17 protein-coding genes are annotated in these 16,199 nt (G+C 53.0%); 2 read left to right on the top strand and 15 right to left on the bottom strand.

Going from position 1 to position 16,199, the window contains the following annotated elements:
* Positions 1–40: 40 nt before the first annotated feature.
* The 15 genes from eno to prmC form a co-directional block, all read right to left on the bottom strand.
* Positions 41–1,321, bottom strand: coding sequence for a phosphopyruvate hydratase (eno, locus tag KJY78_RS00320; protein WP_214336335.1), 1,281 nt, complete (start codon positions 1,319–1,321; stop codon positions 41–43).
* Between the two features lie 70 nt (positions 1,322–1,391).
* Positions 1,392–2,234, bottom strand: coding sequence for a PP2C family protein-serine/threonine phosphatase (locus KJY78_RS00315; protein ID WP_214336332.1), 843 nt, complete (start codon positions 2,232–2,234; stop codon positions 1,392–1,394).
* 43 nt (positions 2,235–2,277) lie between these two features.
* Positions 2,278–3,048, bottom strand: coding sequence for a peroxide stress protein YaaA (yaaA, locus tag KJY78_RS00310; RefSeq protein WP_214336330.1), 771 nt, complete (start codon positions 3,046–3,048; stop codon positions 2,278–2,280).
* A 232-nt stretch (positions 3,049–3,280) separates the two neighbouring features.
* Positions 3,281–3,541 carry a F0F1 ATP synthase subunit epsilon gene (locus KJY78_RS00305; protein ID WP_214336327.1) on the bottom strand — a complete coding sequence of 87 codons (261 nt, stop codon included), beginning with the start codon at positions 3,539–3,541 and terminating at the stop codon, positions 3,281–3,283.
* Positions 3,542–3,543: 2 nt separating this feature from the next.
* Positions 3,544–4,992 carry a F0F1 ATP synthase subunit beta gene (gene atpD / locus KJY78_RS00300; RefSeq protein WP_214336325.1) on the bottom strand — a complete coding sequence of 483 codons (1,449 nt, stop codon included), beginning with the start codon at positions 4,990–4,992 and terminating at the stop codon, positions 3,544–3,546.
* 25 nt (positions 4,993–5,017) lie between these two features.
* The gene (locus KJY78_RS00295; protein ID WP_214336323.1) at positions 5,018–5,905 is read right to left on the bottom strand and encodes a F0F1 ATP synthase subunit gamma; all 888 of its coding nucleotides are present in this window, start codon (positions 5,903–5,905) and stop codon (positions 5,018–5,020) included.
* 58 nt (positions 5,906–5,963) lie between these two features.
* Entirely contained in the window at positions 5,964–7,589 is a 1,626-nt protein-coding gene (gene atpA, locus KJY78_RS00290) for a F0F1 ATP synthase subunit alpha (RefSeq protein ID WP_214336320.1), read from the bottom strand.
* A 45-nt stretch (positions 7,590–7,634) separates the two neighbouring features.
* Positions 7,635–8,408 (bottom strand): ATP synthase F1 subunit delta, encoded by a 774-nt coding sequence (atpH, locus tag KJY78_RS00285; RefSeq protein WP_214336317.1) that lies wholly within the window; start codon positions 8,406–8,408, stop codon positions 7,635–7,637.
* Complete coding sequence (locus tag KJY78_RS00280) at positions 8,408–8,971, bottom strand: F0F1 ATP synthase subunit B (RefSeq protein ID WP_214336314.1); 564 nt, start codon at positions 8,969–8,971, stop codon at positions 8,408–8,410. Before KJY78_RS00280 ends, atpH begins: the two co-directional genes overlap by 1 nt.
* Positions 8,972–9,010: 39 nt before the next feature.
* Positions 9,011–9,244 carry an ATP synthase F0 subunit C gene (atpE, locus tag KJY78_RS00275; RefSeq protein ID WP_214336312.1) on the bottom strand — a complete coding sequence of 78 codons (234 nt, stop codon included), beginning with the start codon at positions 9,242–9,244 and terminating at the stop codon, positions 9,011–9,013.
* A 49-nt stretch (positions 9,245–9,293) separates the two neighbouring features.
* Positions 9,294–10,076: a F0F1 ATP synthase subunit A gene (gene atpB, locus KJY78_RS00270; RefSeq protein WP_214336309.1), complete on the bottom strand. Its 783-nt coding sequence runs from the start codon at positions 10,074–10,076 to the stop codon at positions 9,294–9,296.
* 152 nt (positions 10,077–10,228) lie between these two features.
* A complete protein-coding gene (locus KJY78_RS00265) occupies positions 10,229–10,705 on the bottom strand; it encodes a Cg1360 family ATP-synthase-associated protein (RefSeq protein WP_214336306.1) in 477 nt (158 codons plus the stop codon).
* A 55-nt stretch (positions 10,706–10,760) separates the two neighbouring features.
* Positions 10,761–11,885, bottom strand: coding sequence for a glycosyltransferase family 4 protein (locus KJY78_RS00260; RefSeq protein ID WP_214336303.1), 1,125 nt, complete (start codon positions 11,883–11,885; stop codon positions 10,761–10,763).
* Between the two features lie 8 nt (positions 11,886–11,893).
* On the bottom strand, positions 11,894–12,583 hold the full coding sequence (locus tag KJY78_RS00255) for an L-threonylcarbamoyladenylate synthase (RefSeq protein ID WP_214336300.1): 690 nt from the start codon (positions 12,581–12,583) through the stop codon (positions 11,894–11,896).
* A gap of 10 nt (positions 12,584–12,593) precedes the next feature.
* The gene (gene prmC / locus KJY78_RS00250) at positions 12,594–13,598 is read right to left on the bottom strand and encodes a peptide chain release factor N(5)-glutamine methyltransferase (RefSeq protein WP_214336297.1); all 1,005 of its coding nucleotides are present in this window, start codon (positions 13,596–13,598) and stop codon (positions 12,594–12,596) included.
* Positions 13,599–13,758: 160 nt separating this feature from the next.
* Between prmC and KJY78_RS00245 the strand changes: the two genes are divergently transcribed.
* Positions 13,759–15,039, top strand: coding sequence for an MFS transporter (locus tag KJY78_RS00245; protein WP_214336295.1), 1,281 nt, complete (start codon positions 13,759–13,761; stop codon positions 15,037–15,039).
* 223 nt (positions 15,040–15,262) lie between these two features.
* Entirely contained in the window at positions 15,263–16,198 is a 936-nt protein-coding gene (cysK, locus tag KJY78_RS00240; RefSeq protein WP_214336292.1) for a cysteine synthase A, read from the top strand.
* The last annotated feature ends 1 nt before the right edge of the window (position 16,199 follow it).

Below are 16,199 nucleotides of genomic sequence, written 5' to 3'. Positions count from 1 at the left end.
TTGGCAAACGCTCACCTCACACAGTCGGGCTAAGCTACTGCTACGCACCAAACCGCGGGAAAGCGGCTTTGCCAGCGTATTCAGCAGCTTCACCGAGTTCTTCTTCGATGCGCAAAAGCTGATTGTACTTAGCAACGCGCTCGCTGCGCGCGGGAGCACCGGTTTTAATCTGCCCCGTCTCAAACGCCACCGCCAAATCGGCGATCGTCACATCCTCCGTCTCGCCCGAACGGTGCGACATAATTGTTGAGTAAGCGTTGCGATGCGCAAGCTTCACAGCATCAGCGGTCTCCGTGAGAGTGCCAATCTGGTTTACCTTCACGAGCAGGCTGTTGCCAGCTCCCGTGGTAATTCCCTCCGCAAGACGCTCCGGATTGGTTACAAACAGATCGTCACCAACAAGTTGCACCGCGTCACCAAGCGCGTCAGTCAGATTAACCCAGCCTTCCCAGTCGTTCTCATCTAGCGGATCTTCAATCGACACGAGCGGATATTTAGCAACAAGCTGCCGATAGTAGGCTATCATTTCATCCGCTGTACGCTGTCTACCCTCGAAAGTGTACACTCCGTGCTCGCAAAACTCACTCGATGCCACATCAAGCGCAAGCGCGATATCAGACCCGGGAGTGAAACCCGCGCGCTCAATCGCCTCAACAAGCAGATCAAGAGCCGCATCATTGGTTGGCAGGTCGGGCGCGAATCCGCCCTCATCACCAAGCCCTGTTGATAGGTTACGCTCTTTTAGCAGACCTTTCAGCGTATGGTAAACCTCAGCACCCCAGCGCAAAGCTTCGCTGAATGTTTCTGCGTCAATTGGCACGATCATAAACTCCTGAATCTCAACACCGGTGTCAGCATGAGCGCCACCGTTAATAATGTTCATCAGGGGCACCGGCAAGGCACACGCTGTTGGACCGCCAAAGTAGCGAAAAAGTGGTAGCCCAGCTGAAACCGCCGCCGCGTGCGCAACCGCCATGCTCACGCCAAGAATTGCGTTAGCGCCCAGTTTTTCTTTATTATCACTGCCGTCAACCTCAATTAGCGCCTGGTCAATAGCGCGCTGGTCATCCGCCGCCATACCCTCAATAGCAGGACCTAGCGTGTTATAAACTGACTCAACAGCTTTGCAAACGCCCTTACCAAAATATCGTGTTTTCTCTCCGTCACGCCGCTCGTACGCTTCGTACTCACCAGTTGATGCACCGGCAGGAACCGCCGCACGCCCCACCGATCCGTCGGTTAAGCCGACCTCTACCTCAACTGTGGGATTGCCGCGAGAATCAAGAATTTCACGGGCAATAACTGCATCAATAAGTGCCATTTGTTTGGGCTCCTTTATTATTCTTAGTGGCCTAATAAGCCACTACAATTTTACGCGCCCAACCTTTGATTTAGCTAAGATTACGCTCAGTTTCCGCGCTGTTGCCCTCTGCTTCCGCAGGAACTCCCGTCAGCGCATGCACCTCAAGTACGATCACCGAGATATTATCGCGCCCTGTGTTGCCGAGCGCGTGCTCAAGCAGAACTTCAGCAGCATCGGCTGCCGTATCCGCCTGACTCAAAAAATACTGAATACCCACGTCGGTGAGCTCTTTTGTGAGCCCGTCAGAGCAGATCAGAATCCGCTGCCCGGGCACGATCGCGATTTTCATAAGATCCGGCACGGGCGACTCATAGCCGCCAACGGCACGAGTAATAATATTTGCATGCGGATGCACCTCCGCTTCTGCGGGCGTTATCGCGCCGCTGTCCAGCAGATGCTGCACAACAGAGTGATCGCGCGTGACCTGCGTTAGCGCGCCCTCAAAAAAATGGTAAACCCGCGAATCGCCAATGTTGAAAATATTCCAGTTGGGCACGTTCGTTTCTGTGCCAAAAAAAGCACCGGTCACGGTTGTGCCGGCCGTGTGCCGCGTCGCATTATCTTCCGACTGAATATCAGTCACAGCTACAGTTAGCGCTCGCACCAGCGAGTCAATATCGACCGCATCACCAGATTCTGCGAGTTCTGCAAGCCTCATGGTTACGGCAGCGGATGCGATCTCGCCGCCCTCGTGACCACCCATTCCATCGGCAACCGCGAACACGGGGGGTATTGCAAGGTAGCTGTCCTGGTTAGTTTCACGCCGCAGCCCGACGTGGGTTAGCCCGTGCCAGGATAGTTCTACCCGCACATCGCTGTCAGCGCTATACTGCAGTACACGATGGCTCGCGTTTTCCCCCGGTGCTGACATATCTAAACCTTTCTACCGTAGCCTATTTTAGTCACAAAGTTACTTATTGATTAACTTTCGGGTCAAATTTTGTAATCAGAGTAAGCTCACCATCGATTGTAACAACCTCTAAATCGTGCGCCCGCGCCCAGGTTGTAAAGCCTGCGGCATCTGTAATATCCGCGCCGCTGCAAGCCAAGCGCCGCACGAGCTCACCCTTGGCCTGCTTGTTAAAGTGATTAAGCGCCTTAAGACTACCATCCGCCGCCCGCTGCGCCACCCGCAGTTTAACAGCAGTATCGCCATACTCGAGCGGAGCCAGGGAGGCGTAGTCGTTCGAGCGCAAATCAAGCACAAAACCGGCACTGCACAAGTCGATATCTTGAAAAACGCCCTGCCAAAACTTTTTCAGACTTATTTTCAGCTCGGGCAAACTGCTCGCTGCAGAGAGCCGATAATTGGCGATCGGATCTGCCGCGCCCACGATTCCGTAGAGGGCAGATTGCACGCACACGTGCTGCGCGAGCCACATTAGTGCTTGCCCGTTAAGCTCGGTCGCATTGAGTACATCGTACAAAACCCCCGTGTAGCGCAAAATCGCCGGCAACTGTGGGGTGTTAATCGCAGGATCATCGTTTAGCGCTGATTCTCTGCTGCTGGTCGATTGCCTGTTAGCAGCAAGCCCGCCAACACCAGCGTTGGTCGCCAGCGCTGCAACGCCGACAATCCCTCCGCTTGCCACCAGCGCCCTGTTGGCCGCAAGTGCCACATCCGCTTTAGGAGACGGGCGCAGTTTCAGGCTCTTATAGGCACGCTCATCCGGTGCGGTACTCAAAGACACCAGCGCACTCTGCACACACGCTCGCGCTGCGTGCAGAGTAGGCGCGGCTAAAAAGCTGAGCTTTTCGCGAGCAGCACCAGCGGCTGTAAGCACCGCTGCGGGTTCACTGTGCCGTGGCTCTGCACAGCTGAGCTTAGTTTCGGACGGTGGCAGTAGAACAAGCACGGTAAAAGTTTCTAATATAAAAATGTTGCCGCTATGGTTAGTAACGGCAACATTTTTTAAACTATGCGCTCAGTCTAGCTTTTCCAGCCACAACGTACACGTTGTCACGGTCAACCGATAAGAATCCGTCAGCCGCTGCAACAACAACCTTCTCACCCGCGTCAGTAGTAACTTTCACGTCGCCCTTTGACAGCACCGCGAGAACTGGTTCGTGACCGGATAGGATGCCGATCTCACCCTCGGTTGTTATTGCGGTAACCTGTTGCGCACTGCCACTCCAAACCTCGGAACTAGCAGAAACAACACTAACGTTCAAACTCATAACTAGCCGTTTTCTTTCTGAATCTGAGCCCACTTCTCTTCAACGTCAGAAATTGAACCAACGTTAAAGAACGCCTGCTCAGCAACGTGATCGAACTCGCCCTTACAAATTGCGTCGAACGACTCAATAGTGTCTTTTAGCGGCACAGTTGAACCCTCAACGCCGGTGAACTTCTTAGCCATATAGGTGTTCTGCGATAAGAACTGCTCGATGCGGCGCGCGCGTGAAACGGTGATCTTATCTTCCTCAGAAAGCTCGTCAACACCAAGAATCGCAATAATCTCCTGCAGCTCTTTGTTTTTCTGCAGAATCTGCTTAACCGTGGTTGCCACGCGATAGTGATCCTCGCCCAAATAGCGCGGGTCAAGAATACGTGAGCTTGAAGTAAGCGGATCAATCGCCGGATACAGACCCTTAGATGCAATCTCACGAGAAAGCTCGGTTGTTGCGTCAAGGTGGGCAAATGTTGTCGCCGGAGCCGGATCAGTGTAGTCATCCGCTGGCACGTAAATAGCCTGCAACGATGTAATCGAGTGACCGCGAGTTGATGTAATACGCTCCTGCAGCACACCCATTTCGTCTGCCAGGTTAGGCTGGTAGCCAACAGCGGATGGCATTCTGCCGAGCAGTGTAGAAACCTCAGAACCTGCCTGTGTAAAGCGGAAGATGTTGTCAATGAACAACAACACGTCCTGCTTCTGCACGTCACGGAAGTACTCCGCCATGGTTAGCGCTGACAACGCAACGCGCAAACGGGTTCCTGGTGGCTCATCCATCTGACCAAACACGAGCGCAGTTTTATCAAACACGCCAGCGTCTTCCATCTCGTGGATCAGGTCGTTACCCTCACGGGTGCGTTCACCAACACCGGCGAACACAGAAACACCGCCGTGATCCTGCGCCACGCGCTGAATCATCTCCTGAATTAGAACCGTTTTACCAACACCTGCGCCACCGAACAGACCGATCTTACCGCCCTGCACATAAGGTGTTAGCAAATCGATTGATTTAATACCGGTTTCAAACAGCTGGGTTTTTGATTCTAGCTGGTCGAAGGCTGGCGGTTCGCGGTGGATGCTCCACCGCTCTGTTGCGTGGAAGGTTTCGCCTTCTGGCAGGTTTAGCACATCGCCGGTAACGTTGAACACTTTACCCTTGGTGATATCACCAACTGGCACCGTGATCGGGCTGCCGGTGTCTGTTACCTCTTGCCCACGCACAAGTCCGTCGGTTGGTTTCAGCGCAATCGCGCGCACCAGGTTATCGCCTAGGTGCTGCGCAACCTCGAGCACAAGTTTAAACTTTTCGGCGCTCTCGCCAAGGCTCACCTGTGTTTCGAGCGCGTTGTAAACGGATGGAATTGCGTCGTGCGGGAACTCGATGTCGACGACGGGACCGGTAACGCGTGCAATACGCCCTACGGTCGCTGTCTGCTCTGCAGTGTTAGTCATCTAATTTCTACTTTCTTAAATTGGCTTATGACAGCGCGTCAGCGCCACCGACTATCTCAGAAATTTGTTGCGTAATTTCAGCCTGGCGCGCGTTGTTTGCAAGCCTTGTGTAATCACGCATTAGCGTATCAGCATTATCACTGGCTGACTTCATAGCCTTCTGAGTTGCCGCGTGCTTCGCAGCGGCAGACTCGAGCATGGCGTTGAAAATACGAGCCTCAATATATGCTGGAATCAGCCGGTCAAGCACACCCTCAGGTGTCGGCTCAAAAGTGTATAGCGGATCAAGCTCAGCCTCATCAGAATGGGCGCTCTCTGCAACAAGCTCAATCGGCAACAGACGCAGTTTGTGCGGCAGCTGTGTCACCATACTGATAAGACGGTTGTAAACCAGGTATATCTCCTGCACCCCGTCTGCCTCTGCGCTGTTAAAGCTCGCAATAAGCGCGTCGCTAATCTCTTTTGCGGTATCAAAAGAGGGGTTTTCAGTATCTCCCGTCCAGACTTGCACGGCATCACGGTTGCGGAACTTGAAATACCCCTGCGCCTTACGACCCACCAGATAGTAAACCGGCGCTTTGCCTTTCTGCCGCAAAAGCTCGCTAAGCTCTTCTGCTTCGCGCAGTATTTGCGAGTTAAAAGCGCCGGCCAACCCACGATCAGAGGTAAAGATAACCACGGCAACCCTGTCAATTTTTGCAGCAACCTGCAAAAGCGGATGCGGTTGGTCTGAGTGAGTTGCCACAGCAGACACCGCGCGCGTAATTGCACGCGCGTACGGATCCGACGCTACAACTCGCCCTTTCGCCTTCTGAATACGAGATGCCGCGATAAGCTCCATCGCGCGAGTAATCTTCTTCGTCGTTTGGGCAGACCGAATTTTCTGCCTATAGACCCGAAGCTGCGCTCCCATATTTCTCCTGTGCTTTGCTCTAATTGGTGCGGGTGCCAAGACGCCCGCACGCCACTATCTATTTCTTAACAACAATTCGTTCTTGATCCACTTCAGCGCTATCAGCTGCCGCGAACTTTTCTGCTACAGTAACACCTGCAGAGGTTAGAAACTCTTTTTTGAAAGCGTCAATCTGCTGTGAGATCTCAGCAACCGACTCATCGCTTAGCAGGTTGGTTTCACGCAGCTCGGTTAGAACATGAGAGTTGCGTGACAAGAAGTCTAGGAACTCACGCTCAAAACGTAGAATGTCTTCAACCGGAATATCATCCAGTTTGCCGTTTGTGCCGGCCCAGATAGAAACAACCTGCTCTGCAACCGCATACGGTGAGTACTGTGGCTGTTTCAGCAGCTCGGTTAAGCGCGCGCCGCGTTCGAGCTGGCGGCGGCTAGCCGCGTCAAGATCTGAAGCGAACATCGCAAACGCTGCAAGCGCACGATACTGCGCAAGCTCAAGCTTAAGCGTGCCAGAAACTTTCTTAATGGATTTAACCTGCGCATCGCCACCAACACGTGAAACTGAGATACCAACATCAACAGCTGGGCGCTGATTTGAGTTAAACAGGTCAGACTGTAGGAAGATCTGTCCGTCTGTAATCGAAATCACGTTGGTTGGGATATAGGCTGAAACGTCATTAGCCTTGGTCTCAATAATCGGCAAACCAGTCATTGATCCCGCGCCGAGCTCATCAGAAAGCTTTGCGCAACGCTCTAGCAAGCGAGAGTGCAGATAGAACACGTCGCCCGGGTAAGCTTCACGCCCTGGCGGACGGCGTAGCAGCAGCGAAACCGCACGATAGGCCTCAGCCTGTTTTGAAAGATCATCAAACACGATAAGCACGTGCTTGCTATTGTACATCCAGTGCTGACCGATAGCAGATCCCGTGTAAGGAGCTAGGTATTTAAATCCGGCTGGATCAGATGCGGGTGAGGCAACGATTGTGGTGTATTCCATAGCGCCAGCTTCTTCGAGCGCGCCTTTAACACCGGCAATCGTAGAGCCTTTCTGCCCGATCGCAACGTAAATGCAACGCACCTGCTGTGACGGATCGCCCGACTCCCAGTTTGCTTTCTGGTTGATGATGGTGTCAATCGCAAGCGCTGTTTTACCGGTCTGACGGTCGCCAATGATGAGCTGGCGCTGTCCGCGACCAATGGGAATCATCGCGTCAATAGCTTTAACACCGGTCTGCAGTGGTTCGTGCACTGACTTACGCTGCATTACTCCAGGAGCCTGCAGCTCAAGCGCACGGCGACCCTCAATTCCGGTGATCTCACCGAGTCCGTCAATGGGATTGCCTAGCGGATCAATAACCCGCCCGAGGTAGCCCTCACCAACTGGCACTGACAAAACTTCACCGGTGCGAGTAACCTGCTGGCCCTCTTCAATTCCGGTGAAATCACCAAGAATTACAACGCCGATTTCTGTTTCGTCAAGGTTTTGTGCGAGACCTAGCACGCCGTTATCAAAGCGCACAAGCTCGTTTGCCATAACGTTAGGGAGACCCTGCACATGCGCAATACCGTCAGCGGCATCAATAACAGTGCCAATCTCAGTTTTATCTGCAGCAGCTGACTCATAAGACTGCGCAAAATCTTTTAGAGCATCGCGAATCTCATCAGGGCTGATAGCAAGTTCTGCCATTTCGTATCCTCATTTCGCCGGTTAAACCGGATCAGTTGTGCTGCCTTATCCGGCTAGCTGAAGTCTAAGGTTAGCAAGGCGGGCGCTAATGCTACCGTCAATTATCTCGTTAGCAAGTTTTACGCGCACCCCTCCAACCAGGGTTGGATCAATTACTGTTTGTAGCTTAACTGGTTGCTCCGCGATTTTGCTCAGCGCCTCTTGTAAGCGTGCCGCACGGGTTTCGTCTAGCTTGCTCGCCACCGCAACCTCGGCTAGCACATAGCCGTTTTGAAAAGCGGCGGTGTGCGCTGCTTCTCGTAGCGCAACAGAGAGCTTGCGGCCCGCAGGGTATGCAACAAAGTGGGCAATAATGCGCAGCGCAGAGTCTGAAACTTTTTCGCCAAATACCTTTTTTGCGAGTTGAGCCTTGAGCGGCGCTGCAATTAGCTTGCTGCCCAGGTTCAGTTCAAGACCATGGCTCGAATCAACCACCTCCGCTGCCGCGTGCAGTTCCTCGTCAAGATGCTGCGCGTTAACAGCGACCGCACGCACAGCAAGGCTTTCAACGCCGCTAACTAACTCTTCTGGGTTAGACCACCGACGCACAGTTGCCGCAACAAGAATCTCGCGAGCGTTTCGTGAAAGAGTCTTAAAAAGACCGTTCACAAAATCGGTTTTCTCCTGCTCTGCAACTGGTTTTGCAAGAGCTGCCGCCAAAGAGCGCGAACTGCGCATATGACCAGCAGCCTGCAACAGCTCACCAGCAACACCAGCCTCGGTTGTGTTACCGAGCTGCTGTGCAACAGCTGCTAATGATTCTCGTGAAGCACTTCCCATTATTTAGCTACCGTTTCACCCTGTTCAAGGTCGACAAGGAAATCATCCACAATTGCATTAGCTTTCTGATCATTGCTAAGAGACTCAGAAACAACGCGTGATGCAAGATCAATTGCAAGCACACCAACCTCTTTGCGCAGAGCAATTTTCGCGCTCTGCTGCTCGGCTTTGATTTGCTCTTTAGCGTTGCGCACGATCCGCTCCTGTTCTGCGGTTGCATCAGCTTTTGCGGCTGCAATAATTTTATTGGCATCAGAGCGTGCGTTTTCGCGGATCTCGCCCGCCTCAGCACGCGCGCTTGCAAGCTGTTCCGTGTATTCCTGCAGAGCCGCTTCTGCCTTCGCCTGAGCTTCGTCAGCTTTCGCAATATTACCCTCGATAGCAGCGGAACGCTCATCGAGCAATTTCTGCATTTTAGGCAGCACCGATCGCCAGAAAAAGATCAGAATAACAGCAAAACACACAGCAGACCACAGCACATCGTAAGTTGCGGGCAAGAGCAGACCAAAAGAGCTGTCAGAACCACCCTCAGCTCCAAATGCACTACTACTTCTATAAATCATATAAACGTCCCTTTCGAGACCAGAGTCTGGGTTTGCTGTTTAGGAAATTGCTGCGAAGATAAACGGGGTTGCGATAGCGAAGAAGGCCAGAGCCTCTGTAAACGCAACACCGATGAACATTGTCACCTGCAAACGACCGGCCATTTCTGGCTGGCGAGCCATGGCCTCAACGGTTTTACCAACGATAATACCCACGCCAATAGCGGGACCGATAGCTGCAAGACCGTATCCTACAGTTGCGATGTTACCTGAAATTTCAGCGAGAACTGGCAAGTTCTTTTCCTTCCGATTAAAAAGCGCAGCGAGTGCAGCGCCGTTTGGTTTAGTGCTCTTCAGCCAGCGCTAGCTGGATGTAGACAGTGGTTAAAACAGTAAACACATAGGCTTGCAACACGGCAACGAGAATCTCAAATAGTGTAAATACAAGACCAAAAACTAGTGTGCCAGCACCAAGGGCTTTCATAAACCCCGCTCCCTCTAGGAAGAAGAAGTGAGTGGCGGCAAAAAGCAAAACTAACAGCAGGTGACCAACAACCATGTTCATCAACAGACGCAGTGTCAGAGTTGCCGGACGAATAACAAACGTTGAAAGCAACTCAATAGGGGTCACAATAAAGTACAAAGGCCAGGGCAACCCGGGCGGCAACAGCGCATTGCGAAAGAACCCGATAGGAGCTTTTTTAATACCCGCGTACATAAAGCAAACATAGGCCACCGCAGTAAGCACAAGCGGCAAACCAACAACCGATGACGCTGCAATATTGAACCCAGGGATAATGCCCGTGAAATTAAACGCAAGAATAATGAAAAAAATCGATGTCAGAATCGGCAGAAAACGCTTACCATCAACTTTTCCGAGCATTTCTTCTGCGATATTAACTCGCACAAAATCAAGCCCCATCTCAACAAGAGACTGACCGCGGCTTGGAATAAGCCGCATATTACGAGTACCAAGCCAGAACATAACAACAACCGCGATCGTCATAATGAAGCGAATCAGCATAATGCGGTTGATCGCAAAAGGAGTTCCTGCGAACAGGAACACCTCGGGGAAGAACTCCTCCAGCGAAGGAGAATGAAAGCCGCCGTTGTCATCTACAAACATAAATGCATCAGCGGCGAATTGCACAGTGTTAGCTAACAGTGTGTTTCTCCTTAAAGTTAGAGGGCTAAAGTCAGTTCCTGGCTCACGGGATACAACCCGCTAAACACGCACACATAACAATAGTAACAGATTTTAGCAGCGAGCGTCAGCCGCTAGTGCAATTGCACATCGCTCACGGCAGGAAGCTTATGCTTCAAAATAACCAGCAGGTCAAGCAGCAGCGACAGCGCAACGCCAACAACAACCGTAATAAAAAAGACTTTCGGATCAAGCCAGGCAGTGCCCTTCACAAGAAACGCGGTGACCAAAAAAAACACAATTTTCAAAAAGAACGCGCCCAGCACACACCCGAATAGAACCTGCACGTAACTGGCGCTGTGCACAAACCGATTCGCAAACACCATCGCACCGGCGGTAAATGACATAAAAACCCCGGCAACAGCCGCGCCCGCAACGGCCGCAATAAAACCAAACTGGCTTGATATAACCCACCCGACAACCCCAGCTGCGATACCAAGACCGAGCACTAAAAACAGCCCATAAACAACTATTTTCTTCAAAATCGGCTGCGAAGTTGGCAGCACAGTTTGCCCGTCCTTATCCGCCAGAGAGTTATCCGAATCAAACATCCATTCAGTCCTTTCACCGTGCTAAAATCAGCTAACACACCTGTCGCGCAAGCAACTATACCGTAGATTCACGCCTTGTACGCAGTTTAGCAACAACCCTCTGCGCTGGCAAAACCGTTATTAAAAGGCAGAGCAGCGATCCGCTGATAAAAATGATTGCGGGCAGCAGAAAGCTCTGCAGCACAAACACGAGCAGGCACGACAACGCGATAGTGACCGTCCACAGGTGGAAGATAATCACGACCTGCAGGTGCGAGTGCCCGTAATCGAGCAGTCTGTGGTGCAGGTGCTTGCGATCCGGCTTGAACGGGCTGCGCCCGGCGCGAATGCGGCGAATCACGGCGAGCAGCATATCTGCCAGCGGCAGCAGCAGCAGCGCAAAGGGCAGAATAATTGGAATGTAGCTGGCCAGCACGAGTTTTTGGTTGAGCGCGCCGGGATTCAACTGCCCGGTGACCGAGATCGTTGCAGCCGCCAGCAGAAACCCGACGAGCAGTGCGCCGGTGTCGCCCATAAAGAGTTTTGCACGGTGCAGATTCCAGGGCAGAAACCCAAGGCACATACCGAAGGTGCTTGCCGCGATTAGACCGGCAAAGGTTATTGCCGAGTTTTGCCCCGCAGTATCCGCCAGAATGCGGGTGTAAACGAAAAAGAACCCGCTGCTAATAAGGGTGAACCCGGCGGCGAGCCCGTCAAGACCGTCAATAAAATTAACCGCGTTCATAACCGCGACAATCAGCAGCACTGTTAGCACCAGGTTCACAATCGGCGAGACCACAATCAGGGTTGAACCAAAAGGCAGCGAAAGAATTTGCACGCCCTGCCAGGCAAGCAAACTTGCCGCGCCAATCTGCGCGCCCAGCTTCAGCATCCAGTCGATGTCGTAGATGTCGTCAATAATGCCCACCACCGCTATTAGGCAGGTGGCCGTTAAAACCCCAAAAACCGCCGTGTCGTTGCGCAGCGTGTCGCGCACTATCGGAACGAAATACACCGCAACAACCGCGGCAATAAGCCCACAAAACATAGCAATTCCGCCAAGCCGCGGGGTTGGTATGCTGTGCACGTCGCGCTCGCGCACCTCGGCGTGCCACTTTTTGCGCTTTGCAATTTTAAGCACGACCGCCGATGAAATCCAGGTTACCAGTGCCGAAACAATGGCGACTATATAATATTCCACCGGCTTTGTTACCGCTCTATCAAAACCTGCGGTAAAGCATCCGCCAACTGCTGTGCCGTAATTGCGCCGCTACGCAAGATTTTTATGACGGGCAAAGCGGGCTGATCCGCGCTTTCCTGCTGCTTGTTTAACGCAGTCACATCAATAATTGTGGATGCTGTGCCGTCTCCTGCAACCCGCCCGGTTTCAAGATACACCGCAACGCTATCGCCTAGCTGCTCGCGCGATTCTGCCGCTGTAAGCCCCGGTTTTGCGCCGTGCAAATTGGCTGATGAAACCGCCAAAGGTCCGGTTTCTGCGAGCAGCTGCAACGTGAAATCATGCTTCGGCATCCGCAGCGCAACCGTGCCAAAAGTATCGCCCAGATCCCATGTTAGCGACGGCTGTGCAAGCGTCACAACTGTGAGCGGACCGGGCCAGAACTGCTCAGCCAGCTGCAACACCTGCGCGGGAACATCCGCCGCGAGCGCATGCACAGTCTGCACCGAACTAACCAGCACCGGCGGCGGGCTCTGCCTGGTGCGACCCTTTGCCGCGATCAACTTTTGCACCGCTGCGGAGTTGAAAGCATCCGCCGCTACCCCGTAGACCGTGTCTGTTGGCAGCACCGCAAGCTCCCCCCTGCCAAGCGCCGCGCGCGCGGCACGAAAACCCTGCAGCATTTGCTCGGACAGGCTACAGTTAAACAGCTCAGACATGATACCTATTTTATGCTTGACTGCTGAACGCAACAGAAAAACGAGCGCGCCCGGCGAGATCCGGCATAGTTGCGGCGCGCTCGAATCCGCTCTGCCGCAGCAACTCGCAGACCTGCGCACCCTGCTGTTCGGTGTGCTCAATTGCAACAAGCCCTCCCGCGCGCACCAACTGCGCGGCCAGCGGCACAATCACGCGAATTAGATCGAGCCCGTCAGCTCCGGAGTACAGAGCAGCGGGCGGATCGTACTCTGTCACTTCTGGATCTGCCGGAATATCGCGCTGCGGGATATACGGCGGATTGCTCAGCACCGCGTCAAAAGATCCCGGGGCAAACAGCTCGGGGGCGGTTCGCGTAAGCTCTGCAATATCTGCTGTGATCAGCGAAAAATTGGTGCAGCGCAGGCGCTCAGCATTGCGGCGCGCGTATGCGGCAGCGCACGGATCTTGTTCAACCCCGAACACTTTTGCGCCGGCGCGGTTAGCGGCCACGCCTAAGCCTATTGCGCCGCTGCCGGTGCAGAGATCAAGCACTCGTGGCGCGGTGACGTTAGCGAGTGCGTTGAGCGCGCACTCCAGCAACTGTTCGGTTTCTGGGCGCGGCGTGAAAACTCCCTCTCCCACCTCTAGCTCAATGTTATAAAAAGCGGCTCTGCCGAGAATGTGCTGCAGCGGCTCGCGGGCGCATCGGCGCTGTAGCATTGCCCTAAAACTCTGGTGTTGCTCAAGTGTTAGATTGCGCTCGAGCGCAACAGCAACCCGCGCCTGCCCGGGCGAAACCCCGAGCGCCGTCGCAAGCAGTTGCAGCGCGTCTGCTGCGGGGCTTGGCACACCTGCGCGGCGCAGCTCAGACTCAGCCGCGGCGAGTGCTGCGGGAGCGGCAAGCGTGACGGGCTTTGCGAGATTGACGGACACCTCGGGCGCGGCGAGCGGTGCAGGCTCGGCAAGTCTACACGACTCAACAGACCCAGCGGCACGCGCATCGCCTGCGCGGTCAGCAAAAAACTCGGCTACCATACAAGCGATTTTAACGGGTAACCGCGCGCTGTAATAGAATTATTAGAGACCCCCCCCCAATGTTTTTTATTGCCGCCGGATATCCTGATGACAAGGACCAAGAAGATTACTCTCCTGAAATAATAAAAGAAATTTTTAGCGCTAAGAAAAAACCCTCACAATGAAAAAACCATTATCCGCTTTTTATCCGCTGTGGCTTGGAGACTCAATCTCGGATGTTGCAACCGCCGCGTATCTGTTCGTTATTCCCCTTGTCGCAATCAGCACTTATAACGCCGATGACGCGACAGTCGGGGTAATAATGGCAATTCTCAGTGCCGCGCCCGGGCTGCTCTCAGCACTGCTAGGTTCTGTGGCGGATCGAAAAGCCAGCGCAATATCATTGCAACTCACGAACCTAGCCCGCGCGCTACTGCTCTTATTTCTGCTTATTTCACTGTTAAACAACAGCCTGCCACTGCCGCTGTTTATTTTTGTTGCTTTTTGTGTTGAAGCCCTTTCGCTATTTTACAACCTGGTTATTGCCTCCCTTATTCCACGCATAGTTCCCGAAGATTCGCTCACAAAGGCAAACTCGCTCACAGAAACCGCAGAGACGGTGACCGCTTCTGCGGGAGAGCTCATAGGTCCAGTGCTGTTATCCCGCCTCGGATTTGTTGCGGTGGTTTTGCTCAACCTGATAAGTTCGATCTCTAACGCAATCGGTATTCTGGTCATGTCACGCCGTCTAACAAAACAGAAAATCAGCCTAAAAGTTGACGGCGAGCACGCCGATACCGCCGACAGCACCCCGATAAACAAAAACACCCTCGCGGCGGCTATTGAAAACCTTAAGTATGTTCTAAAAGTTAAAACGCTGCGGGTTTTAATTATCAACGCGCTGCTGACGAACATTGCAATCGGTGTTGTAATAACACTGCTGGCTCCTTACGCAACAAAACAGCTTGAAATGCCAATAGCTATTTACGGTCTTACCTCACTGCCTGGAATTCTGCTCAGTTTAACAGCTCCTAAAGCAATACCCTATCTTGAGCGGCATTTTGGCTCGGCAACTATTATTATGGCCGCAAATATCGCATCCGCTGTTGCTGTAGCGATAATCTGGGGCGCGGCTTTTTTCACTCCGGTATTCTCCTTTGCAGTGCTCGCGCTAGGTCTTGGCATCCTTGACTACTCCGTGTTAACCGCCGTAGTTGTTGAGCGCACCATCCGCCAAAAAATTGTTCCCAAAAACAAGCAGGCAGGTGTTTTAGGCATTATTCAGACCATCATTTTGACTGTAATTCCAATATCCGCGCTGGCTGCCGGGGTGTTTTCTGAGTACGGCATTGGAAGGCAAGCGACTGTGGGGGTGGCGATTGTGTTCCCGATTATCGCCTACCTACTGCTGCACAGATTTATACGGGTGAACAACAAAAAAGATTTTTTTCAAACAAATTAAGACGATAAACGCAGGTTACGCTCACAGCGCACACAGGCCGTGCATCCGCGGAATCACGGGGCTGCACAGCCAGTCGTGCACAAATATTAGATCATGCAAGCGTGAACTATAAGCAACACTTATAAGTAATTCTTAATTAATCAATAATCTTTTGCTATGCTTAAACGAGCTGTTAAAACCATCCAACAGCAGAATCGACCAAACACTCGTCTTAAGGGGAAACATGGCACGCGAATACGCCAACATTACAGAAGTTGTGGGCAACACACCGCTCGTTAAACTCAACCGCATAACAGGAGACGCGGGCGCTGAAGTTTACGCAAAACTTGAGTTTTACAACCCGGCCTCAAGCGTTAAAGATCGCATCGGCGTGGCAATTATCGAAGCCGCAGAAAAAGCCGGCGAGCTGAAAGAGGGCGGCACAATCGTTGAGGGCACAAGCGGCAACACCGGCATTGCGCTCGCAATGGCAGGAGCCGCCAAAGGATACCGAGTTGTGCTGGCAATGCCGGAAACTATGAGCATTGAGCGCCGTAAAGTACTGCTCGCATACGGCGCAGAAATTGTGCTCACAGAGGGGTCGCTCGGCATGAAAGGCGCGGTTGCAAAAGCCGAAGAAATCGCCGCAAACACCGCGGGCGCAGTGCTAGCGCGCCAGTTTGCAAACAGCGCTAACCCTGCAATTCACAGGGAAACAACCGGCGTCGAAATCTGGAACGATACCGACGGCACAGTTGATATTTTCATCGCAGGAATTGGCACCGGCGGCACAATCACCGGCGCGGGAGGGCTGCTCAAAGAGAAAAACCCAGCCATTCAGGTTATCGCAGTAGAGCCAAAAGACTCGCCACTGCTCACAGAGGGCAAAGCCGGTCCGCACAAAATACAGGGTCTGGGCGCAAACTTTGTGCCGGAGATTCTTGACCGTGAAATCTATGATGAGGTTATTGACGTAACACTCGAGTCAGCGGTAGAGTACGCGCGTAAACTAGGCACTCAGGAGGGAATCCTCGCCGGTATTTCTGGCGGCGCAGCAGTTGCCGTGGCAACCGAAGTTGCTAAGCGCCCAGAAAATGCGGGCAAAAAAATCGTTGTTGTAGTTCCTGACTCCGGCGAGCGCTACTTCTCAACAGTGCTCTACGAAAACCTCGAAAGCTAGA

The sequence above is a fragment of the Canibacter zhuwentaonis genome, assembly GCF_018531145.1.
Classification (GTDB): Bacteria; Actinomycetota; Actinomycetes; order Actinomycetales; family Microbacteriaceae; genus Canibacter; species Canibacter zhuwentaonis.
The sequence above is the reverse complement of the archived record's forward strand: the minus strand, read 5'-3'. Positions and strand labels throughout refer to the sequence as shown.